Annotated in this window: 19 protein-coding genes; 5 read left to right on the top strand and 14 right to left on the bottom strand. The window is 47.1% G+C overall.

What is annotated here, in order from left to right:
* Positions 1 to 17: 17 nt before the first annotated feature.
* Positions 18 to 1,019 (bottom strand): GNAT family N-acetyltransferase, encoded by a 1,002-nt coding sequence (locus HYX48_03020; protein MBI2742869.1) that lies wholly within the window; start codon positions 1,017 to 1,019, stop codon positions 18 to 20.
* A gap of 164 nt (positions 1,020 to 1,183) precedes the next feature.
* On the opposite strand from HYX48_03020, the gene mnmA reads away from it, so the two are divergent.
* From mnmA to HYX48_02995, 5 genes are all read left to right on the top strand, one after another.
* Complete coding sequence (gene mnmA, locus HYX48_03015) at positions 1,184 to 2,248, top strand: tRNA 2-thiouridine(34) synthase MnmA (GenBank protein MBI2742868.1); 1,065 nt, start codon at positions 1,184 to 1,186, stop codon at positions 2,246 to 2,248.
* Positions 2,249 to 2,504: 256 nt separating this feature from the next.
* Entirely contained in the window at positions 2,505 to 3,977 is a 1,473-nt protein-coding gene (locus HYX48_03010; protein MBI2742867.1) for an efflux transporter outer membrane subunit, read from the top strand.
* Positions 3,970 to 5,187, top strand: a complete 1,218-nt coding sequence (locus tag HYX48_03005; protein MBI2742866.1) for an efflux RND transporter periplasmic adaptor subunit — start codon at positions 3,970 to 3,972, stop codon at positions 5,185 to 5,187. Before HYX48_03010 ends, HYX48_03005 begins: the two co-directional genes overlap by 8 nt.
* Positions 5,184 to 6,731, top strand: coding sequence for a DHA2 family efflux MFS transporter permease subunit (locus HYX48_03000; GenBank protein ID MBI2742865.1), 1,548 nt, complete (start codon positions 5,184 to 5,186; stop codon positions 6,729 to 6,731). The genes HYX48_03005 and HYX48_03000 overlap by 4 nt, the downstream gene beginning before the upstream one ends.
* A gap of 86 nt (positions 6,732 to 6,817) precedes the next feature.
* A complete protein-coding gene (locus HYX48_02995; protein MBI2742864.1) occupies positions 6,818 to 8,338 on the top strand; it encodes an MFS transporter in 1,521 nt (506 codons plus the stop codon).
* Between the two features lie 71 nt (positions 8,339 to 8,409).
* On the opposite strand, the gene HYX48_02990 is transcribed toward HYX48_02995, so the two are convergent.
* The 13 genes from HYX48_02990 to aspS all read right to left on the bottom strand — a co-directional run bounded on the left by HYX48_02990 (position 8,410) and on the right by aspS (position 23,026).
* Positions 8,410 to 9,876 carry an amino acid permease gene (locus HYX48_02990; GenBank protein ID MBI2742863.1) on the bottom strand — a complete coding sequence of 489 codons (1,467 nt, stop codon included), beginning with the start codon at positions 9,874 to 9,876 and terminating at the stop codon, positions 8,410 to 8,412.
* 370 nt (positions 9,877 to 10,246) lie between these two features.
* Positions 10,247 to 10,585, bottom strand: a complete 339-nt coding sequence (locus HYX48_02985) for a hypothetical protein (protein MBI2742862.1) — start codon at positions 10,583 to 10,585, stop codon at positions 10,247 to 10,249.
* Positions 10,579 to 11,304 (bottom strand): P-loop NTPase, encoded by a 726-nt coding sequence (locus HYX48_02980; GenBank protein MBI2742861.1) that lies wholly within the window; start codon positions 11,302 to 11,304, stop codon positions 10,579 to 10,581. Before HYX48_02980 ends, HYX48_02985 begins: the two co-directional genes overlap by 7 nt.
* On the bottom strand, positions 11,301 to 11,900 hold the full coding sequence (locus HYX48_02975) for a 4'-phosphopantetheinyl transferase superfamily protein (protein ID MBI2742860.1): 600 nt from the start codon (positions 11,898 to 11,900) through the stop codon (positions 11,301 to 11,303). The genes HYX48_02980 and HYX48_02975 overlap by 4 nt, the downstream gene beginning before the upstream one ends.
* Before the next feature lie 91 nt (positions 11,901 to 11,991).
* Positions 11,992 to 15,546, bottom strand: a complete 3,555-nt coding sequence (locus tag HYX48_02970) for an amino acid adenylation domain-containing protein (protein MBI2742859.1) — start codon at positions 15,544 to 15,546, stop codon at positions 11,992 to 11,994.
* Between the two features lie 144 nt (positions 15,547 to 15,690).
* Positions 15,691 to 16,407, bottom strand: a complete 717-nt coding sequence (locus tag HYX48_02965) for a PTS sugar transporter subunit IIA (protein ID MBI2742858.1) — start codon at positions 16,405 to 16,407, stop codon at positions 15,691 to 15,693.
* 18 nt (positions 16,408 to 16,425) lie between these two features.
* Positions 16,426 to 16,881, bottom strand: coding sequence for a PTS sugar transporter subunit IIA (locus HYX48_02960; protein ID MBI2742857.1), 456 nt, complete (start codon positions 16,879 to 16,881; stop codon positions 16,426 to 16,428).
* 52 nt (positions 16,882 to 16,933) lie between these two features.
* Entirely contained in the window at positions 16,934 to 17,392 is a 459-nt protein-coding gene (dut, locus tag HYX48_02955; GenBank protein ID MBI2742856.1) for a dUTP diphosphatase, read from the bottom strand.
* A gap of 22 nt (positions 17,393 to 17,414) precedes the next feature.
* Positions 17,415 to 18,374: an acetyl-CoA carboxylase carboxyltransferase subunit beta gene (locus HYX48_02950; protein ID MBI2742855.1), complete on the bottom strand. Its 960-nt coding sequence runs from the start codon at positions 18,372 to 18,374 to the stop codon at positions 17,415 to 17,417.
* 93 nt (positions 18,375 to 18,467) lie between these two features.
* Positions 18,468 to 19,085: a superoxide dismutase gene (locus tag HYX48_02945; protein MBI2742854.1), complete on the bottom strand. Its 618-nt coding sequence runs from the start codon at positions 19,083 to 19,085 to the stop codon at positions 18,468 to 18,470.
* Positions 19,086 to 19,276: 191 nt separating this feature from the next.
* Positions 19,277 to 19,918: a uroporphyrinogen-III synthase gene (locus HYX48_02940; protein ID MBI2742853.1), complete on the bottom strand. Its 642-nt coding sequence runs from the start codon at positions 19,916 to 19,918 to the stop codon at positions 19,277 to 19,279.
* Positions 19,915 to 20,376 (bottom strand): AraC family transcriptional regulator, encoded by a 462-nt coding sequence (locus HYX48_02935; GenBank protein ID MBI2742852.1) that lies wholly within the window; start codon positions 20,374 to 20,376, stop codon positions 19,915 to 19,917. Before HYX48_02935 ends, HYX48_02940 begins: the two co-directional genes overlap by 4 nt.
* Before the next feature lie 841 nt (positions 20,377 to 21,217).
* Entirely contained in the window at positions 21,218 to 23,026 is a 1,809-nt protein-coding gene (gene aspS / locus HYX48_02930; GenBank protein MBI2742851.1) for an aspartate--tRNA(Asn) ligase, read from the bottom strand.

Genomic DNA, 23,026 nt, shown 5'->3' with positions numbered 1-23,026 from the left:
CCTCAAAAAATTAAAAATTAGATTGAGCCTTCTTCTTTTGCGTCGCCCTTGCTCTCTTCCGCTGCAGCTACGGGAGCCGCGGCAGGGGGTTTAGATCTAAGATCGATGGTAATAGATTGGGCATCATTCTTTTCTGGGAGGCCCAACTTTTTGGCTGCACCGCGTACAAAGTCTAGAGTTAAGGCGTACTTGTCGCCTTTTTCATCATCAGCCCAAGACGGTAAATAAACCGTCAAGCTCTCTTTACCTAGAGACTTTGCGTACTGGATAGCTTCATTTAAGAGCTGAGTTGCAACGCCCTTTCTTCTGCTGTCGGGGTGTACAACAAGTCGAGTGATATCCAGGGTCTTCTCATTGCTATATTTATTTGGTCCTACAACGATAAACCCTATGTTTTTGATACCCTCTTCTGCAAAGAAGACATTGTTACCATCGCCTTTGAATCTTCCGCTATTAAAGATTGCATCTACAGTCGAACCGGCATAAAAAGTGTGATCACCAACATAGGCTCTAAGGTCGTAAAGAGCGTTGAAACAAGTTGCTTGTCCTGCTGTTTGCGCGCTGAACATTTTAAGACTCTTTTCTCCGCTTCCACCCGACGATCCTGCAGCTGATGAGCTTGCAGCGGCCGCAGCTAAGCTGCCGCCGGACTTCTGTGAATAAATTTTTCTTTCTTCTTCAAAGGAGTAGTAGGCGCGCAGAATGGTTTTTGCGATGAGGGCAGGAATAAAAATGGTGAAGCAGATGAATACTTTGAAAGCTACACCTAGGCATGAGCACTCATCATCCTGATCTCTATGCCAAATCCTCACCGTGTCACTCAGAATCACTTCCGCATCCATCTTGCGTTTTGCCAGATCAACTCTTGCCGTCCCATCGCTACAGAAGATCCAGTCGACAACAAGATCTGAGAGCTCTAGCGCCGTTTGGCCCAAGGTCTTTCCCTCCATATTCTCTGGATATTCCACAGGGATCTGCCAATCTAACGGAACCATTCGGATTGCAACTGTTTGAGTCATCTTTCTCTCCAAATTACATTGATAAAAGAGAAATTTTATCACGTCCGTGTTTTAAAAAGAATTAAAAATATGTTAATTAATACCACTAAAATAAAATATTAAACAGTAAAACAAAAACAATATTTTATTGATTTGAAAACACCGATTAATTCATATTATCGGCTATGAAAGATAAAAAAACAGTTGTGGTGGGCATGTCTGGAGGGGTCGACTCTTCCGTTGCGGCCTACCTTTTAAAAGAGCAGGGGTACAACGTCATCGGCCTCTACATGAAGAATTGGGAGGAGGAGGATGGAAGCGGAGCCTGCCACGGGCTGGAGGATTACGAGGATGTCGTAAGGGTGTGCGATCAGCTTGGAGTCCCTTACTACTCGGTGAGCTTTGCAAAGGAGTATTGGGATCTCGTCTTCACCCATTTTCTTGAAGAGCTCAAACAGGGCTACACACCCAATCCAGACATCCTCTGCAACCGCGAGATCAAATTTAAGCTGCTTCTCGACAAGGCCCTTGCTCTGGGGGGCGACTATCTGGCTACGGGCCACTACTGCCAGCTAGATGAGAAAAAAACGCGTCTTCTGAAGGGGCTCGACCCGCAAAAAGATCAGAGCTACTTTCTCTACACGCTAACTGAGAAGCAGCTCCCCTCGCTTCTCTTTCCAGTGGGTGGCCTAGAAAAAGCCGAGGTGCGCGCGCTGGCAAAAAAGGCGGGTCTTGCAACGGCGCAGAAGAAGGATAGCGTCGGCATCTGCTTCATCGGCAAGCGCGATTTTAAATCCTTCTTAGGTCGCTACCTCACCTACCAGAAGGGCTCCTTTCAGACCCTAGATGGCAAGAGAGTTGGAGAGCATGACGGCGTCGCCTACTACACGCTCGGCCAGAGAAAAGGCCTCGGCATCGGCGGACCGGGAGACGCCTGGTTCGTTGTGGCAAAAGATCTTCAGCGAAACATCGTCTTTGTCGAACAGGGTAAGGATCATCCCGCCCTCTACACCTCTTCTCTGACCGCTACTGAAGCGAGCTGGGTAAACGGCCCACCTCTTCACCTCCCCTTCCGCTGCAGAGCAAAGGTGCGCTACCGGCAGGAAGATCAGGAGTGCATCATCACACGCATCGATGGTGATAAGATCGAAGTCTCCTTCCCCCAACCTCAACGCGCGGTCACTCCTCGCCAGTCGATCGTCTTCTACCAAGACTCAATCTGCCTTGGCGGCGCCATGATCGCCCCCTAAAGAAGAAGAGAAGAGGCGCTCGGAAGAAAAATGGACAAAAACGGACGAGAATGGACAGGAAACGGACTCTAACGGACACGCGCCGAAGAAAGAATTCTTTCCCTCCCTCTTGCCCGCTTGTCCATTTCCTGTCCGTTTTCTGTCCATTCTCGTCCGTTTGCGTCCGTTTTCCCTAGCGGGCTAGGCCGAAGGCCTTCTTTTCTTTTCTCCTTCCTAAAATATTTTTTTTACACTATGAAACAGGGTGGGGATTATTATGCCTTCATACTGGAAATTTGCTGCGCTGCTCGCTCCCCTGATTTTTCAGGGATGTATCACCGTGCCCAAACAGGAGGTGGAAAATAACCTGCAGGCTCCTGTGGTGTTTTCGGATTCTGTTCAGAAGGCGCTCAGCAGCACTGTCTTTGTCGAGGGAGAGTGGCCCTCAGAGAAGTGGTGGGAGATCTTTCAAGATCCGCAGCTCTCTCGCTACATTGAAATGGCGCTGGAAGATAGTCCCACCATGCAGCACGCGCAGGCGAAAGTTGAGACCGCACTCGAGTTTGCAAAGCTAAAGCGCTCAAGCCTCCTTCCCAACTTGAGCTTCAACACGAATAGCAACTGGCAGTATCTGAGTAAGAATGGCTTCTTCCGCAGCTTCGCACCTCAAATTCCAGCTACTGTCGATGACATCTGGTTCACTTTCAACCTCTTCTACGACTTGGATCTCTTCGGAAGCACACGCGAGCGCTTCCGCGCAGCTCTCGGCGAGTATCACGCATCAGAGGCGGAGAGAGCGGGCGTTCAGCTGTTTTTAAGTGCAGCGGTTGCAAAAGCCTACTTCGAACTCCAGGCGAACATCGAACGGCGCACGCTCCTGTCTAAAACCGCAAACCGCAGAAAGGCTCTTCTACTTCTCCATGCAGATAGAAAAAAGTATGGGCTAGATACGCAGATCGATCTCTTGGAAGCGGAAAAGGAGCTTCTTGAAATCGAGAAACTGCTCTCTAAAACCCAGGAGAATATCGAGCTTAATGAGCACATGATGAAGGTGCTGATGGGCCACTCTCCCGATGGAGGAGTCGCGCTTCAGGTTCTGCACATTCCCTTCGAAGATCCGATTGCTCTGCCAAGCGACCTCTCGCTGAACCTTCTCTCACGGCGTCCAGATCTGATGGCGCAGATCTGGCGCGTCGAAGCCGCAGCGCACGAGATCGGCGCAGCAAAGGCCGACTTCTATCCAAACATCAACTTAATGGCATTTGCGGGATTTGAGAGCTTGCACTTCAACCAGCTCCTCTCCTGGTCGAGCAGAGCGGGTTCTGCCAACCCTGCGATCAGCCTGCCACTCTTTACCGGAGGCCAGCTGAAGGCTAACCTCAAAAGCAAGTGGGCGGAGTTCCACCAGCAGACTGCGGCCTACCATGAGATCCTCCTCACTGCTGCGCAAGAGGTGGTCGACCAGCTGACAATTCTTCTGAAGCTAAACGATCAGCTGCGCATCCAAAACTTAACCGTAGAAAATCTACTCAGCCATACAAACTTAAGCCGTGCGCGCTATTTGGGAGCTGTCTCCCCTTACATGGAGGCGCTCCAAACAGAAGAGCGGCTCTTCGATGTTGAGCTGGAGCTCGTCGATTTAAAACTCATTAGGCGTCAAGCGTGTGTGAATCTTATCAAAGGCCTCGGTGGAGGCTACCATCAGACGGCTCCTCTCACTCCTTCGAAAAAGGAGGGTGCAAGTGGCTGAAGAGACGCGAAAAGCACTACCTCCTCCTCAAGATCCCCCTCGAAGAAAGGCGTGGATATTTGGCTACATCTTCATCGCTCTGCTGATTGCTGTTGCGATCTTCATCTACTGGTGGGGATGGCTCCGCTTTGAAGAGTACACAGATGACGCCTATGTGGCGGGAAACATGGTTGCGCTCACTCCCCAGATCCCTGGAATCGTCGTCTCGATTAACGCAGATGAGACTGACATCGTAGAAAAAGGGCAGCTGGTCATCGAGCTCGACCCGACCGACTTTGCAGTTGCGTATGAAGGGAAGAAGGCGGAGCTTGCCGATGCTCTTAGAAAGAGCGTCTCCCTCTTTGAAAGAGTGGGAGAGCTCGGCGCTGAGATCGAGCAGAGAAAAGCGCTTCTCTGGAAGAGCGCCCTAGATTACGAGCATCGCAAAAATCTTGTGGAGATCGGCGGCGTCTCAATTGAGGATTTTGAACACTCAGAAGCGGATCTGCGCGCAGCGTATGCAGCGCTCATCGATGTCGAGCACGCCTTGACGGGAGCTCTTGCGCAGGTCGACAGAACAACTGTCGTTACTCACCCCAGTGTAGAAAAGGTCCAGGAGGAGCTCAAAGAGGCCTACATCCAACTCAACCGCTGCAAGATCTATGCGCCGGTAAGAGGCATGATCGCTCAGAGAAGAGCTCAGGTGGGAGAGAGAGTTCTTCCTGCCGAGAAGATGCTTGCAATCGTCCCTCTTGATGAGATGTGGGTCTATGCGAACTTCAAAGAGGTGCAGCTAAAAAAAGTAAAGATCGGACAGCCGGTAAAGATGACGGCAGATATCTACGGCAGTTCGGTAGAGTACCACGGCAGAGTGATTGGTCTCTCTGCGGGTACGGGAAGCGTCTTCTCGATTATTCCTCCTCAAAACGCTACTGGAAACTGGATCAAGATCGTCCAGCGTCTACCTGTGAGAATTACCCTCGATGCCCAGCAGCTTTGCGACTACCCCTTGCGGCTTGGTCTTTCGATGGAGGTAACGGTGGATATCCATGACACGCAAGGAAGCTCGACTCCTCCAACGAAATCTCCTCAGCCAGTGTATGAGACCGATATTTTCGAAGAGCAGCTCGTTGGGATCGACGAGGTGATCGACGAGATTATTCATGAAAACGTCTCCCCAGTCTTTCTCAACGCAGCCTACTACGAGAACTTCTCAGGAATAGACGAATGAGCGCAAAACCGCTTTCAAAAGCGACGCTCATGCTCTTAAACATCGCGCTCGCGGTTGCGACCTTCATGATCGTTCTCGACTACTCGATTGCAAACGTCTCGATTCCCTACATTGCAGGAGATCTCGGCGTTAGCTACGACCAGGGAACCTATGTGATCACGGCGTTTGCTGTCGGCAATGGTATCGTGCTGGCGATCTCCGGTTGGCTCACAAAACGCATCGGGGGGGCAAAGCTATTAATCTACTCTCTTCTTCTCTTCGTCTTCTTCTCATGGCTCTGTGGCGCCGCATGGAATTTTAGCGTGCTGGTAGTGGCGAGGTTTCTGCAGGGCGCGGTTGCAGGCCCCTTGATCCCCTTAAGTCAAACTCTGATCTTGAAGCACAATCCCCCTGAAAAAAAGAACGCAGTGATGGCATTTTGGAGCATGGTGGTGATCGTAGGTCCGGTCGTGGGCCCGATCTTGGGAGGTTGGCTGACTTTTGACTACAAGTGGCCCTGGATCTTCTTCATCAACGTGCCGATCGGGATTGTCGCCGCCTTCTGCATCTGGCGCATTATTGGCAAAGAGAAGGAGGAGATAGAAAAGGTCCCTCTTGAAGTTGTCGGGCTTATTCTGCTTATTGTCGGCGTCTCCTGCCTTCAGATCTTTTTAGATAAGGGCCAGCAGTACGACTGGTTTCGTTCTCCTGCGATGCGCTTTTTTGGGGCGACAGCATTTCTATGTTTAACCTTCCTCGTGGTCTGGGAGGTTATGCACCCTCGTCCCCTGCTCGATCTTCGACTCGCTCGAATTCGAACCTACTGGATCTCGCTCGTCTCGATCGCTGTGGCATATGCGATGTACTTCGGTTCGGTTGTTCTCGTTCCCCTCTGGCTGCAGAGCAACATGGGATACACCTCCCCCTGGGCGGGAATTGCCGTTGCCCCTATCGGAATTGCACCCGTTCTCTTTACGATATTTGTGGAGAGAGTGATTAATAAATTCGGCAGAATTATTCCCCTCTGCTTCTCATTTATCGCATTTGCCATCTCTTGTTTTTATACAGCCTATTTTACTACAGATGTCGACATCTACCACGTCGCATTTTCGAGATTCTTGCTCGGCTTTGGATTTATCTTTTTTATTACCCCTCTCATCGGACTTAGCCTTCAGGGGGTACCGCAAGATCGGCTTGCGAATGCTGCGAGCATCTTCCACTTCATTCGCGCTATTTTTGGGGGGATTGGAACTTCGATCTTCACCACGATGTGGCTCAGGCGCACCTACTACCACCATGAGCGTCTCGGTTCGGCGCTCACAGAGTACACACCTAACTCGATAGAGTTTTTAAAAGATGTCGCTCAGGTGGGAATTACGGGAGAGCCCGCTACAGAGCTGCTTAACCTAACGGTCGATAACCAGGCTGCTCTCCTCTCGATTAACGACTGCTTCTTCGCGATGGGCTGGGGCTTCCTCGCCCTCTGCCTCATGCTTCTGCTAGTCCGCAAATCTGCAAGCAGCAGCACTTCTTCCCACGAAACTCCAACAATCGCAGCTCACTAAAAGAGGCCCTCGGAGAGCGCTCCCCGAGCGGGCTCTTCTTCCGGAATTTTCCTTGTGCATAATTTCTCCATTGCTAGCATGGTCCCATGCTCGGAAAAAACAGAAAATGGTGGGGGCTAAGCGCTCTTATACCCGGTGTTGCTATGGTCTTTATCGATCAGAGCGTCCTGCCTGTAGCTTTACCAACTATTCAAAACCATTTCCAGACTAGTAATGTTGCACTGCAATGGAGCGTTAACTCCTACCTTCTTGTCACCGCCGTTCTGGTACTTGCAGGAGGAAAACTAGGCGATCGCATCGGCCACCGCAGAACTTTTTGCTGGGGAATATTGCTGTTTGCTTTAGCTTCCGCTCTTTGCGGATTCAGTCCAAACATGCTTTGGCTTATTGGAGCAAGAGCTTTGCAAGGAGCAGGGGCTGCGTTAATGTTTCCTGCTTCTGCTTCTCTCACCGCATCGCTCTTTGCTCCTCATGAGCGAGGTTTTGCTTTGGGCCTTAATGTCAGCGTTAGCTCCCTTTTCTTAATTATCGGCCCCTTGCTCGGAGGGTATTTTACAGAGGCGCTTTCTTGGAGGTGGATCTTCTGGCTTAACCTTCCCCTGTCAGTTCTGGGCCTAATTGCTGTTCTACTTTTTATTCCTAAGTCTCTGCCTCAAAAACAGGGCTTCGACCTCTGGGGCTTTCTCTTTTTCTGCATCAGCTCCAGCACGCTGATTACTACCATCATGCAAGGCAGAGAATGGGGTTGGGCCTCGAGCAAAATCATTTTCCTTCTCTTAATTTTCCTTGTTGCTACCTTCTTTCTATTTTGGAGAGAAAAACGAGCTAAAAACCCCTTCTTAGATCTCTCCCTCTTTCGCCACCCAATCTACAAAGCTGTGAACATCAGCGTATTCGTTGTGCAGTTCATTCTCATGATCGCTGTTTTTCGCGCCATTTTCTTTCAAAACCTCTTAACCTGGTCTCCCATAAAAACAGGGGTCATTACAGTTGTCTCCTCCCTGCCAGTACTATTTATGTCGCCCGTAGGGGGTAAACTTTCAGACCGTTTTGGTCCCAAGTTGCCAATTGCACTCGGGTTTCTCTTGCTCATCTACTCTTTTTTCTGGCTGGCCTTTTTTGAGTCTGCCTCACTGGGAATGCTTCTCTGCGGGTTGATCGCCTTTGGCTTTGGCATCCCCCTCATTTTTACCCCCTCTTATGCCTCAGCCATGAATGCTATTCCTCGCACTAAAACGGGCGTTGCCTTCGGCATGATTGCTACAGTCCGCTATTTAGGTGGCACGCTCGGCGTAGCTGCTATTGGAGCCCTCATCGATCACGTAGAGCTCGCCTCCCTCACAGCAAAAAACGCCGAGACAAAAATCTTATCCCCATCCCTCATAGAAGAATTAATCTCTGGAACTGAAAGAGCATCAGAAATTTCCACTTTACCAAATAGTTCAGCTATTCTTGAGTGGCTAAAGCAGGCTCGTTTAGACGGCTTTTTCTATTCCCATTTTGTTCTGGGTTGTCTCTTAATCCTCGCACTTGCAATCGTCTTTTTGCTCTATCACCGCAAAGCCTCCCACCAGCTACCGAAAACTCCAGCTGAGGGTTGGGATTAAATATGTCAAAAAAAAAGCAGGATAAGAATTTCTCTTATCCTGCTTTTGAAACTTCCTTCAACTAAGGGCGGTTAGCGCTTGGGGCCCTTCGGATTGCGGATCAGGCTGTGCTTCTTTCCATATTGGAAGTAGACCACGCAGCCGATTGCCAGCCAGCCGATGAGCTGCAGCCAGGTAACGCCTGGAAGACCGATCATGAGGCCGATGCAAGCAAGCGTTCCTAGTAGAGGAACCCAAGGTGCAAAAGGAGTCTTGAACGGACGGTGGAGCAGCGGCTGCTTGAACCTAAGTACAAGAACGCCAAAGCAGACGATTGCAAAGATCAGCAGCGTTCCAATCGAAACGAGCTGGCCTAAGATCCCTACTGGGAAGAGAGCCGCGATAGTCATGCAGATCAGCGTAACAAGCACAGTGCTGAAGAGCGGTGTGTGGAAACGAGCGTTGATCTTCCCGAATACCAGAGGAAGAAGACCATCGTGCGCCATCGTGTAGAAAATTCTTGTCTGTCCAAGAAGCATGACGAGAACAACAGAAGTTAAGCCCGCGAGAATTGCAATCTTAGACACAAGTCTTAGCCAGATGAACTTAGGACCTAGAGCGTTAACTGCAATCGCAATGGGGTCTGGAACGTTCAGCATTGTATAGCTCACAACGCCTGTAAGAACGAGGGCGATGATGATATATACAAAAGTTGAAATACCAAGAGAGCCTAACATCCCTATCGGCATATCTTTCTGCGGGTTCTTCGCTTCTTGCGCAAGAGTCGAAATCGCATCGAATCCGATGAAGGCGAAGAAGACGACACCCGCTCCTCTCACAATTCCACTCCAACCAAACTGTCCGAAGACGCCTGTGTTTTCAGGAATAAAGACTTGCCAGTTGTCGACGGAGATAAATGCAACGCCGCAAGCGACAAAGAGGAGAATTACTGCCATCTTGATCACAACCAGGATGGTATTGACTTCAGAAGCGAGTTTAATGCCGAGGGCGATAAGCGTACCGATCAAACCAATAATTAGGAGAGCGGGAAGGTTGAAAAGCGCTCCTGTCGTCTGCCAGCCAAGAGCTGGATCGTAGTCAAAAGGAGAGCGCGCAAGCATCTCGGGAATGATGATCCCCCAGTCGCTGAGCAGACTCACCAGATACCCCGACCAGCCAACGGCGACCGTTGCCGACGAGAAGAGGTACTCTAGGGCTAAACTCCAACCGATGATCCACGCCACAAACTCACCCATCGTTGCATACGCATAGGAGTAGGCGCTTCCCGCAATCGGGATCAGCGAGGCGAACTCCGCGTAGCAGAGAGCGACGAGGACGCAGACAAGTGCAGCCAAAATGAATGAAAAGATAACTCCAGGACCCGCGTATTGCGCAGCAGCCTGTCCAGTCATGACAAAGATCCCCCCGCCGATGATGGCGCCGATACCCATCATGGTCAGATTCATGGGGCCCAAAGTCCGCTGCATGGAGTTTCTTTTTTGCGATGCCTCTTCTAGGAGAGATTTAATCGTCTTCTTTGCAAATAAGCCTCGTGACATGTCTCTTCTCATGTTTAGTTAAAAAAAGAAGGGAGTATACAAATCCAGAACAATTCGGGCTAGCTCAGAAACCTGACCCGAGAAAAAGAGCGTAAGTTTTTTTTAGGTTTTTTTGATTGATCATAGAAAGAGTTACAGGATAGTGAGGATCGCCTGCGGCGGCAAGATGTGTAGGATAAGAATCTCTCTATCCTGCTTATCCTGCCGCCGTTTAACGGCGATCCTCATCATCCTGTTGCTCTTCTCTTAATTATAGAGAGCGGAGCTGGGACCCCCAATTCTTGATGGAGTGGAGAAGCACGATCTCATGAGTGCGCGTCCTCACAAGCTCTATAGCACGGTTCTGAAAACTTTTGAGACAATCTACTGGCTAATGTTTCGACTTGATAGCCATCTGGTATACCGGATAGATATCAATGTAAGTCTCCTCTCCAGGATGGGCCTTCTTAATGGCTTCGATTGTTTTTTCTAAGCACGACGTATGACAGATTGTTTCTATCCTATCCTCATGAAGGGTTTCTAACGGCCCCTGCTTATTTGCTGAAGATCTATATCTGCTAATACCTTTGATGGAAAAAGTTCCATGCGAAAAGCTACCAAACTTTCCCGCTCCGGCATTTCCCATCGCCTCTCTTACCTTATCTGCGTGAGACTCAGGCACGCCTACAACAATAGTGACGTAATCGGAAACTTTTAAATTTTCTAGCATAGTTTTTCCTGTTTTAAGATTGACTCCAGCTCGTGAACGAAAGGAGTGCTTTGATTAAGCCACTGCCCAAGTTTCTCTTCTAAAATCCGACTGGTGAATGGAATAAAAGAAATGTGAGATTCGTAACTCTCCTTATACTGCCTTCGCAATTCGTCTTTAGGACAATTTTGAGTAATTTTATTTACGATCAGATGAATCTTTTTAACGTCTAGTTTTTTGGCTATCTCGAACAGGATTTCTGTCCCTTCGTTGTCATGATGTGTTTCGGTAATGACTAAACAGAGGTTTGCATGAGAAATCGAAAGCAAACTATGCTCATTTATCCCAGTGTGATTATCAATAACCAGAAAATCAAGATTCAACTCTTTAATGATTTCTTCGTAGCCTTCAGATAACAAAACAAGATCAGTGCCTTCTCTTTGCATCTTTAAGATGCTGCTAGCACTCGGATTGGGAAGCAGCAGATAGTAGTTCTCACTTGAGTGTATCGGATAAGCTGCGCTTTTGATAGGAGAGGAGTCTTCTAAAAAATTATTCAGGTAGTTTTTTTTGGAATTGTCTTTGACGCCAACAAGCTGACCTAAATTTGGCGATTCAAAATCAGCATCGATTAAGCAGGTCCTGTAACCTTTGTCTGAGAGCATTTTGCCTAAAGCTGCTCCGATGCATGATTTGCCTGTTCCCCCTCTGAAAGAGCATAGTGTGATAATATTTGTCATATCGATATTTTCTGTTTAAATGCTATGCCAAACGAATAACTGTCATTTGAATTTGATGTCACCCACACCTTATTCTTATTTAAGTAACACCAACCATTCATCTGTTCAACAGAAATAGTGTCCAGTTCTTTAAGATCTTTGTTAATTTTGTAATCGAGTGATTTTATGCAAGCTTCTTTACGATTCCAAATTTCCCAAAATTTATTAATTCTTTCCTTCGTGTTTGAGCAGCTATTAATGTAATCTTGCTCTCGCGAACAAAAATTACAATCAATTATACTCTCCATCTCAGGCAAAAATCGAACAACCTCAACATCTATTCCAATATAATCATTTAGATTTACGGCAATTGCAATTAAATCACTCGAATGGGATGAATTAAATTGCAGATTGCTATTTTTTAGGTAGGGCTTGCCATTTAAACCTTTCTCTAAATCCAGCTTGTCTGGATCAATGCCTGGCAGAAGTGAGAGAATCTGCTTGAGAGCCCACCTCCTTGCAGCGAAATTCTTGCCTTCTCTCGGGATCTGATAGGTACGCATCTCTTCTTTATCATTTTCAGATAAAGATTCGATGGAGCCTTGTATTTCACCCAAGTTCAAAATCCAGAGATGTAAGGTGTTATTATCGATATTACAGATGCTCGCAGGTATGTCATAATGGAAATGTATATCTTTCAAAAAAAACCTATGGGCTCAAGAGGCCAATTGATCGAAAATAATTAATTCCTTTTTGCAAAAGAGCAAAATTCAAAGGTTGGATCTGAAGCTTAGACTCCTTTAGCGCCATCTGCATGTTCGAGCAATCAAATTGAGGAAATAGTTCGCTATGTTGCAAATCTACATCAGAGAAGAGAACAGCGCTCGCCTGCAGTCTTGCATTATTTGATTCTCCGGCAAATTTCACCAAACTCTTTACCCACTCATTGTAAGGGACAAAAGTCATTGGATAACCGTTATCTGCAAGCGATTTAAATATATCTAGATACGCTGTCTGATTGTGATCGAAAAGATGATATTCTTTACCGATGCAGTTTGGATTCATGGAAATTATACGGATCGCTTTGCAACAGAAGTCGACTGGAGCCATATTCTCTTTTAGTCCAATCTTCGGGGCAAGTTTTAGCGAAAAAGACGCTTCTATCATTCGCCAGAGGAAATCTTCGGCATTGTTGGCGCCAGTTTTCGAGTGCCCCCCTACTCTTCCAAGCCTTAGAATATTTACAGGCAAGCCCCTTTTTCTAGCTATCAGCACAAGTTTTTCTGCTACCCATTTACTTTGGGCATATCCATTCGTAAGGTATTTTCCATCATCAACATTTTTGTCCTCTTTTATGAGTTCGTTTCTATATGTTTCAAAAACATCAGGGGTGGAAATAAAATGAAGCGGCTTGGTCTTGCCTTCACATGCCAATCGAAGCGTCTCAGCAGTCCCTTCAACGTTGCTGGGTTTTAATTGCATATACGGAAGGGTATGGTTAACAAGTGCTGCAATATGAATTATGCTATCAACTTCATTTGCAAGTTCATCGAATAGCTTTTTACCGATGCCAAACTCGCGTTTGCTTAAATCCCCAGCTATCGGCACTATTCTTTCTTTAAGGTCTTTATTATATAACTGATATTTGCTTAGAGCTTCCTGAATACGGTTTGAGGCCTCTTTTTCATTTTCCGCTCTTGTAAGGCAGAAGATTTTCGCTTTAGTGTTCTCTAGAAGTTCAGAAAGCATAAAGGCGCCAACAAATCCTGTGCAGCCAGTGAGGAAAATCTTCTTTGGGTTTTTATATTGTTCGCTTGTTGGGTAGTTTGAGCGCTTTAAATAAATTGTCTTATCAAGCCTAACTTCTTTATTTCTCCAAATCCAAAAGAGATCGGAAAGAGTTACAAATCTATTCTTGCTACCTGGCTTTAATAAAAGATTGATGTGCTTAGCATAATTTTCTAATACCGCTTCTTCGAATATTAAATTTACCGGAATGGAAACTGAAAAATGCTTGCTTAGAGAAGAAGCCATTTTGGCAGAGATGATGGAATTGCCACCAATTAGAAAGAAATTATCCTTTTTGCTTATTGCCACAATTTTTAGATAGGAAGACCATAGTTCGCTGATTAACTTTTCAGTAGAAGTAGAGGGCTTTTCTATGTCAGAGATCTCTCTTTTCAAGACCTCTGGTTCAGGCAGAGCTCTACGATCAATCTTTCCGTTCGGCGTAAGCGGGAGTTTTTTTAGAACAATAATAAAAGTAGGGACCATAAAATTTGGAAGTTTCTCTTCCAAATATTTTTTAAATTCAGAGGAAGGAGGTAGAGGTTCAATGGCAGGTTCAATATATGCAATAAGCCGCTTTTCTCCCGGCTCATCTTCTCTGACTAAAACTACGCCATTAGAGACATGAGGATGGCTTTGAATGACCTTTTCAATCTCTTCCAATTCTATTCTAAAACCTGAGATTTTAACTTGAGAATCGACTCTTCCGCGGTAATCGATGTTACCATCTGGTAGAAACCTTACAATATCTCCAGTGCGATAAAGAGTTCCTATTCCGAAGGGATTATTAACAAACCTCTCTTTAGTAAGATCAGCTCTATTGTGATATCCTCTGGCAAGTCCATCTCCACCAGTAACAAGCTCGCCATTTACTCCTATCGGAGAGAGCTGAAAGTACGGGTTTACAACATAGACGGTTGTTCCTGCAATCGGAGGTCCAATAGGCACTCCATGTTCTATGACTTCGCTGTTTTTGATTTGATAGACGCATGTCATCACGGAATTTTCTGTAGGGCCACACCCATTGAAAATTCTAGTCTTGGGAAGGGCTTCGAAAGCCATTTTAGCATAATGGGGAGACATTGCTTCGCCGCAGGACATCAGAGCCTTTAGTTTTTGCAAGCTTTGAAGTTTGTGTTCAACCATGAGATTAAATACGCGTGCGGTGAAGAGAGCGTGAGTAATATTATCTGAAACAATTAAATCGCCAAGCTCATCCATGGAAAGTTTAATCGAGGGAAAAATACATAGGGTTGCACCGTTTAATAGAGCTCCCCATACTTCCATACCCATAACATCAAAAGAGGTGTTAGCCATCTGAAGTATTCGATCCGTCGGATCTATGGCCAACCAGTTGCTATTGCAAACTAGATTAATTATTCCTTTATGAGTTAATTCGACTCCTTTAGGCATTCCAGTTGAGCCTGATGTAAATAGGATGTTAACAAGATCATCAGCATGAGTTTTGATATTTAAATTGTCATTGGGGTATTTTTGATACTCTGCCTCTTGAGAATCCATGCAAAAAAAGGAGAGGTCTTTTCTGGAATCTGTTAAAAAATGCTTTTTTTCTGTCTCGGTAGTTAATATGAGTTTTAAGTTGGCATTTTCAATCATGTACTCTTTGCGATTATGCGGATAAGTGGTATCGATCGGAACATAAGCTGCTCCAGTTTTCAATATTGCCAATAGTCCAATAATAGCACTTATTGAGCGATGCATCGAAAGGCCAACAATTGTACTTTTTTGCACTCCAAGAGTTTGAAGATGCCTTGCTAGTTGATTAGCCTTTTGATTAAGTTCACGGTAAGACAGAGCCTTTCCCGAGCATTTTAACGCTATTTGGCCTGGATTTTTCTCTACAACTTCTTCGAATAGCTCTGCAATCGCCTTATGGGGATATGCTCTTTTTACTCCTAAAGCCATCTGCAGAAGCTGCTCTTCTTCTCTTTTGCTTACGCAGGAGACACTCCCTGCAGGTGCATCAGGATTGTTGATTAAATTAATGAGAAGCGTCTCAAAGTTATGGACCAAATTTTCCAGAAAAAAGCTGGGGAAACGATTTTGTGAGGCGTGAAAATCAATGTGAAGTGCTTCATTTTCAAATCTACAATTTAATAATAATTCCTTCCCTTGCTTGAGCTGCTCTTTTGAATTAAATGAAAACTCAACGGTTGGCAATACATTTGGATGATTGGACAAATCCAGATCTTCCAATATTTTTTTAAAGCTATCCTCTAGATTAATTTGTACTTTAATTACATTTTTGGCATCTGCAACTCCCACTACTAAGTCGCTTTGAGATGTGTATCTAGACAACAATACAAGATACGCCCCCAAAATTACTTGTTTAGGAGGAATATTTATTGTCCTAGCGAATTGCTCCAGAAAAACTTGCTGGCTTACTTTGCTAGCGTAGATAGAAAAATTATCTGCTAAGGGGAATTTGGGAAGATCAAGAGCTATGGCTTCCATAAAGCCAAGAGATAATTAACTAGCCGTAATTATACAAGGGAATTTTACACAGAGATCACAGAGACACAGAGGGGGAAGAGCAGAAAATACGATCTTCTCCTCTTTCTGATCTCTGTGTACCCCCCTCTCCTCTTAGCTCTCTTGTTAGAGAGTGCGGAGCTGGGACTCCCAATTTTTGATAAAGTTGAGAAGCACAATCTCAGGCGGACGCGCTCTTACGAGCTCTAGAGCCTTCTCGTTGCTGCTGAAGTGAGCGAGCTTGGAAAGGAGGTGCAGGTGGCGTTTGTCATTACTTGAGAAGAGGAAAAAAAGAGTGTGTACAGGTAGGCCGTCGAGCGAGCCATACTCAAGAGGTTTTTTAGGGAAAGCGACGACTACCTTGTCGATAGGCTGCTGTAGAAGAAAGTCGCGCGCATGAGGAACGCCGATTCCATGGCCGAAACCGGTAGGCATGAGCCTTTCGCGGTCGAGAAGAAGGTCTGAAATAACCTCGTGATCCAAGTTCAGACGCGGAGCAATTGTGCGCATTGCATTGCGGATAACATCCTCTTTACTCTCCCCTTCGACATCAAAAAGGATCCCCCCGTTGTGAACGGCGCGATAGAGGCTGAACTGCTGAGGTCCGCCTTTCTGCTGAGAACCCTCGTGAGCAGAGGTCTGCTGCTCGACGAATGGAGAGAAGCCCTCTTTAGTGGGTGAGGCCTGTTTAAAGCCCATCATCCAGTTCTCGATTTCGCTGCGGCTGAAGCGGTACTGCTGATTGAGGCGGTAAGCGGGTATCTTGCCCGCAAGAAGCCAGCGGCGAATGGTCTTTTCAGAAACATTTAGAAGGTCAGCGACATCCTTTACCTTAAGATCCATAAGTAGTTCTCCTCACGTTCACCACCCTTCAAAAAGGGAGATGACCTCTTCCGGTGTTTTAGCCTTAAATAGTTTTTTGCGTCTCTCTTCGTCCTTAACTGCCATCGTGAGCTTAGAGAGGATATGCAAATAGTCTGTCTGTCTGTTTTCTGGGCCGCCGATCATAAAGATGAGGCGTACAGGAGCTCCATCCAGAGCATTCCACTCAATTCCGCGTTTATGCTGCAAGCCAACTGCGATAAAAAAGTCTTCATAGCCTTCAAGCTTCGCGTGGGGAATCGCAACACCCATGCTAACACCTGTGGAGACGATCTTCTCCCGCTCCAAAATAGCGCGGTAGAAGCGCTCTTTGTCTTTCAACTTGCCTGCGGCGTCTAAACTTTCAACTAGTGCCCTAAGAGCTTCATCTCTAGTAGAGAGTTCCAAAAACGAGACAAGGCGAGGATCTAAATAGTTGCTAATCGTCACGTTGATTACTCTTTTAAAGCGGCGATAGAACCCCCCTATACCAGAGGAGATCTGATGATTAATTCGTCCCAGTATGACCAAACCCTCCCTCTCCCCTAGATGTTGCTGCCAGGTTCTCCTCTTGCACGAAGCGAGCGCGCAAGACAGGGGCCAGCACAATCTGAGCAATGCGCATGCCGGGGGTGATCACAAAAGGCTTTTTCCCGTGGTTGATGAGAATCACACCCAGCTCACCTCGATAGTCTGAATCGATTGTTCCAGGCGAGTTGAGGACGGTGATTCCATGTTTCAGGGCAAGTCCGCTACGCGGTCTAACTTGGATCTCATATCCTTGAGGGATGGCGAAACGCAGACCGGTGGGAACTAGAAGGGAGGCTCCAGGTTCAAGAGTGAGCTCTTCTTTAATAAAGGCTCTAACATCTGCGCCTGCAGCTTCTGCAGAACCGTAAAAAGGAAGATACTCTTCCTCTGAGGTAATTGTAGGTACCTCTACCTGTTCAGATAAGATAGAATTCATGATTTCGACAAGCCAGCGGGTTTTATTTTGCTGACGATGAAGCGAGTTCGCTGTCGGCATATGCGAGAAGCTCTTTCAGCTTCTGAGGTAGCTTTTGCATCGACTTCTCCGAGAGAGCCTTATCAAAAGTGTACCCGCGCTCATTGCCTGTAAAGAACCCGATCAAAGTACATAGCTTATCTTTTAATGCATGTCGATTAACAATGCAATCGATCATCCCTTTTTCTAAGAGAAATTCTGATTTTTGGGCTCCAGGCGGCAATTTTTGCCGGATTGTCTGCTCGACAACCCGAGGGCCTGCAAACCCGATTAGCGCATCTGGCTCTGCCACGATGACATCGCCGAGTGCTGCGAACGAGGCGGTGACTCCGCCTGTTGTGGGATTGGTAAGAACCGAGATATAAGGAAGAGCTGCTTTGTGAAGGCGGGCCAGAGCTGCTGAAGTTTTTGCCATCTGCATCAGAGAGAAGATCGACTCTTGCATCCGCGCCCCACCAGAGGCGGAGACGATGACAACGGGAAGTTTATCTTCGATGGCGAGCTCAATTAAGCTGGTAAGACGCTCTCCTACCACAGACCCCATCGATCCACCCATGAAGCTAAAGTCTAATACTCCAAGCGCAATCGCCTTTCCATTAAGAGTGCACGTTCCAACCATGGCCGCATCATCTCTGCCCGACTTCTCTTGGGCTTTGATGATTCTCTCGGCATAGGGTTCGGTATCGACAAAGGTGAGAGGGTCAGCGGGTTTAAATTCGGTGAAGAGTTCGACGAAGCTATCATTATCTGCCAGCAGCTCTACCCGTTGGGTAGCAGACATGCGGTAGTGGTGGTTACACTTGGGGCAGCAGTGAACGTTCTGCTGCAGCTCTTTAGCATGGATCAGCTCATTGCAGTGGGTGCATTTGACCCAGCCGCTATAGCCATCCTTCTTGCTAGTCGACACCTTGATCTTCGGCTTATTTCTCGAAAAGAGTCCCATAAATTAAACACTATATTGATCAATAATTTAACAGTAAAAATAACAAACAAAACAAATGAAAACAAGTCAATTAATTATCTTAGAAAGTAATTTTTAGACTTTCGCCTGTCCAAATCTCTCTTCAACGTTCTTCCAATTGACGATCTTCCAAATGTTTTTTACATAGTCAGCGCGGACGTTTTTATATTGTAGGTAGTAGGCGTGCTCCCATACATCTATTCCTAGAAGCGGAACGTAACCGTGTGTGCTTAAAGGATCTTGATTGCTGCAGGTTGCAAGGACGAGTCTCTTGGACATCTTGCAGTAGCCGAGCCAGCCCCATCCCGAGCCCTGAACGCCTACGGTCATATTGTTCATCTGCTCCACGAAGGCCTCAAAAGAACCAAAATCTTTTTTTATCTCTTCCAGAAGCGCTCCTTTAGGAGAACCTCCGCCGCCCTTAGCTGTTGGAGCCAGATTTGTCCAAAAAATACTATGATTGACGTGGCCGCCGCCATTAAATTTGATCGCCTTTTCAAGAGCAATCATTGCAGCGAGATCCCCTTTCGCTTCCGCATCGCGATACTTCTCGATCGCGGCATTTAAGTTGTTAACATAGGCCTGGTGGTGCTTCGAATAGTGGAGCTGCATGATCTCTGCAGAAATCACGGGTTCTAGTGCATTGAAGTCATACCCTAGGTCAGGGAGTTTGTAAGGTGCGCCGTTTGTCATAAAGTTCTCCTAAAAAATTTTTCTATACCCCGGATTATAGAACCTACTCTCACTACTTGCAAACGGAAAAGAGCCCGCCAAGAGAATGGACATTAGTGGACGAGGTGGACAGGCGGGCAAGAGAGAGGAAAAGAATTCTTTCTTTCTTCGGCGCGTGTCCACTTTGTCCACCTCCCGTCCACCTCGTCCACTTATGTCCATTTCTTCTCCGAGCGCTCCTCGCGGAGGGCTTCTTCGGTGATGGGTCCGATTGCGATGAGCTTCTTATCCTTAGGCAAGTGGCCGAAGATCTCCTTAAAAGCGTGAACAGTAGAGGGGCTTGTAAAAATGATCTCATCAAAGTCTCGAAGTTCGGGAGTCGGCTCGAGACGCTGAACGACGGTATCATAGAGATCGACAGCGGTATAGTTAACTCCCTTCTCCTGCAAAAAGTGGACGATCTGAGGCCGCGCGAGCGATGAGCGCGGCATAAAAATATTGGCTCCTTTCAAATCGAGTGTCTCAAGAAGCGCGATGATCCCCTCTTGCGACTCCTGCTCGGCGACATGGTCTACTCGAACTTTCTGAAGGTTTAGATGAGCAGCTGTGACCCTGCCGATCGCAATGATGCACTTTCCTTCAAGCTTCTCTCTTTCTACCTGCTGAAGGAAAACAGCTACTGTGTTCTTGCTGGTAAAGATGATATGGGTGCAGCTGGACAGATTCTCAAACGCCTGAGCAATCTCGGGATGGTTTGGACTTCTGGGAACCACCTTAATCACAGGATAGTGAATGAGGTGGCCTTCAGAAGCAAAATGCGCAGGGCTTGTTCCTAGATAGAGGGTTCTCTTCACTTGATTGCGATGTGCAGTTTAACCTCGGGGTTATTCTGAGGATGAAATCCCGCTGGATAGACCTCAAAATCACCTGTATATGTGCGTTTTAGAGCCGAGGTCCAGATCTTCTTCCATGTTTTGATAAGCGCCTCTGGAAATGGTCCCATCGCTTTCACGATAGCATAGCGCGCTCTCGGAATAGTTTTTGCCACCATCCCTTCGGGAATCTCATCTATTTTTGAAACCTCGCAGCCGATGATCATCGAGTAGGGTTTCGTTGCATCACCTTCATAATCTGTGTAAAGAGCTAGCGTATCATCGCTAACTTTATGAGGGATCTTTGCAGCAACTCCCTCTTTAAAAAACCTCTCCCAGTGCGCGGGAATCTCTCTTTCGGCGCGTCCATCTTCTCTGCAGGTTTTAAGCTCGATTCCGATCATGTACTTTCGATCGGTCTTCTTGGTCGTATAGTCCATCTTCGACTCTTTGCACTTCTCTGCATAACACTTCCACAGGCTGGCATGAACTGCTGTGTGGCCCCCCTCATCGGCGATGATCGCAGTCGTTGTTCCGCTGCTGTTATACTTCTTGAGTCGTTCAATAAAGAGAGCGTCATCTCGGTTTGAAAGAACGGCATCAGGCTCTTGGAAGTAGACGATGATCTCCAGAGAGAGATTCTCTAGGTGGCGGATCGAGTCGATAGGGCGCAGATCATTCTCGCGATAACGTCCTGAAACAACTTCTAAATCCGGTGTGCTTCCCCGAGCATGAATCACCTCATCGATAGATTTAAGAGGGGTCTCTAAAACGACGATTCCTCTTTGTATCGCTTGTAAAATCTGCCTCTTATCTTCTTGTGTAACACCGATTCCTTTGAGCTGCTCATCGTACGTTGTGGTGTTGAGAATAGCTAAGACATTGACCGCGGCGCCGCCGCCTGCTGAGAATCCGTAGAGATCGATCTCTTCAAGACCTTTTTCAACCACGCACTTTTTAAGAACGTAGATCGCAGGAAGAAGCTCCTCGATACTTCCAAAGCTCGTCTTCTCAGGAGCGACGCTTCCCTCTCTCAGACCGTGATCTGGGAAGTTGAAGCTCACAAGGTTCTCTCTTACTCCGACCTTTTTCTTAAGTATGTGTGCAATCCTGTAATCTCCTCCGTAGCCGTGCAGACAGACGATCGTCCTCGACCCTTTACCCGAGATCGTATGGATGTGTAGGTCGTGCTTAAATGAGGGCTGAACAGCTTCCAGTGTTTGAAAGAGCGCAGAAAACCCGACGAGAATATAGAGAAGAAATCTCATAACAACTCTGTTTTTACTGTTTGGTGAAACATCCAAATTTAGGTTGAACAAGCGAAATCAGATCGGCGCTCTTCATCACAATCGACTCTGTGGGGAGACCGCAGTTAAACGCGACCTGCTCGAGCTTTTTAATCTGCTCATCGAAAAAGGTATCAACATTCAAGAGCTGGCCGAAGGGTGGGACGCCGCCAATAATTAGACCAAAGCGCTCTTTAATCACCTCGGGATCTTCAAACTCACACTTTTCACCCACCATCTCCGCAACTGCTTTCATATCGAGTTTAAAATGCGATGGGATGTTGAACTGGTAGTTCTTCTTCGTGTTTTTCCCTTTGAGAATAAGAGCTTTTACTCCCTCTTCCATCTTTGTGCCTCTCACGCGGGCTGAGTCCTCAGATGTAGGAGTCACCTCATGCGTCGTGTGTTTAAAATCAAACTCATTCTTTTTAAGAAGGTGAATGATCTCGTTTCGGATATTCTCCCCGCCAAAAAAGAGTTTAGCTTTAATGCGGTTACCCGCGATCCGCTTCGGATCAGAAGGGAAGAGGCAGACCTCTCGAATATTCTTCAACTTGAGTAGTGTCATGGTAATCCGCTCCAAGCCCATTCCAAACCCACCGTGTGGAGGCATCCCATATTTAAAGATGCTCAAATAATCTGTAAAGTGGTTCGGGTCCATCTCCTTGAGCCTAATCCCCGCTACCATCGAGTCGTAGGTGTGTCTTCTCTGACCGCCGGATGTGATCTCGGTGCCTGCGCAGAGAAGGTCAAAGGTGTTTGTTAGCTGAGGATTCTCATCGCTTGGGTAGGAGTAGAAGGGGCGCTTCACTGTCATCCAGTCGGTGATAAAGATCAGATCTGTGCCAAACTCATCATGTGCATACTTGCAAAGATCGCGCTCCGCTGCGGGACTTAGATCCGTTTCGTGACGCTCATCGATTCCCGTGCGCTTAAAGTAGAGCTCTAGCGCCTCTTTGAAGGTCAATCTAGGGAAGGGCACATCTTGAGGCGCTTTGATGATATTGCCGCCTAAAGTCGCGATCTGTTCCGCTGCATGCTCGTGTAGATACTTCACGATGAACTTCACGCAGTTTTCTTGAACATCGAGAATCTCGTGCCAGTGGTCGAAAAAGCCCATCTCAAACTCGAGCTGCTTGCCCTCTGCAAGGTGGCGCGGTGTTTGTGAAGGCTCTGCGCGGAAAAATGGAGCGAGTGCAAAGACCCTCTCGTTCACGCCGACCATGATCTGCTTATAGAGCTGGCTGCTTTGTGCAAGTGTCGCAGTGTGTCCGAAGTAGTCGACATTGAAAAATTCTGCGCCACCCTCTGAAGAGGCTCCGATGATGTTTGGAGAGAAGTACTCAACGGCCTGCACCGTGTCGTGCATGAAGAGTCTGTAGGCGTGGACGATCTCAGCTTGAATCTTAAAGACAGCCTGTAGCTGGCGGTTTCTGAGCGCAACTGCACGGTGGTCTAGAATAAATTCCAGGTCTGCGGGAATTTCTGGTTTGTAATACTCGAGAGGTGGAGCGTCTAAAATAGGAACCTCGATCTCAACTACAGGATCGATCACTTCAACCCCAAGGCCCGCTTGGGTGGTCGCTTGAGCCGTCCCTGTAACTTTTAGCAGGCTTCCTGGCTGAAGACGAGAGAGTTTTTTCCCCTCTTCTACGTCCTGAACCACCACCTGCGCCATGCCCGTGCGGTCTCTCAGCACGAGGAAAGTGAGTTTTCCAAAGGGGCGAATATTATTTAGCCAGCCGCGTAAAAAAACCTTTTTACCCGTGTGCTGTGCCAGTTGTGAAGCGAGTATCCTTTTCAT

This window comes from Chlamydiales bacterium (assembly GCA_016185065.1).
Classification (GTDB): domain Bacteria; phylum Chlamydiota; class Chlamydiia; order Chlamydiales; family Rhabdochlamydiaceae.
This window is presented reverse-complemented; position numbering and strand designations above follow the sequence as displayed.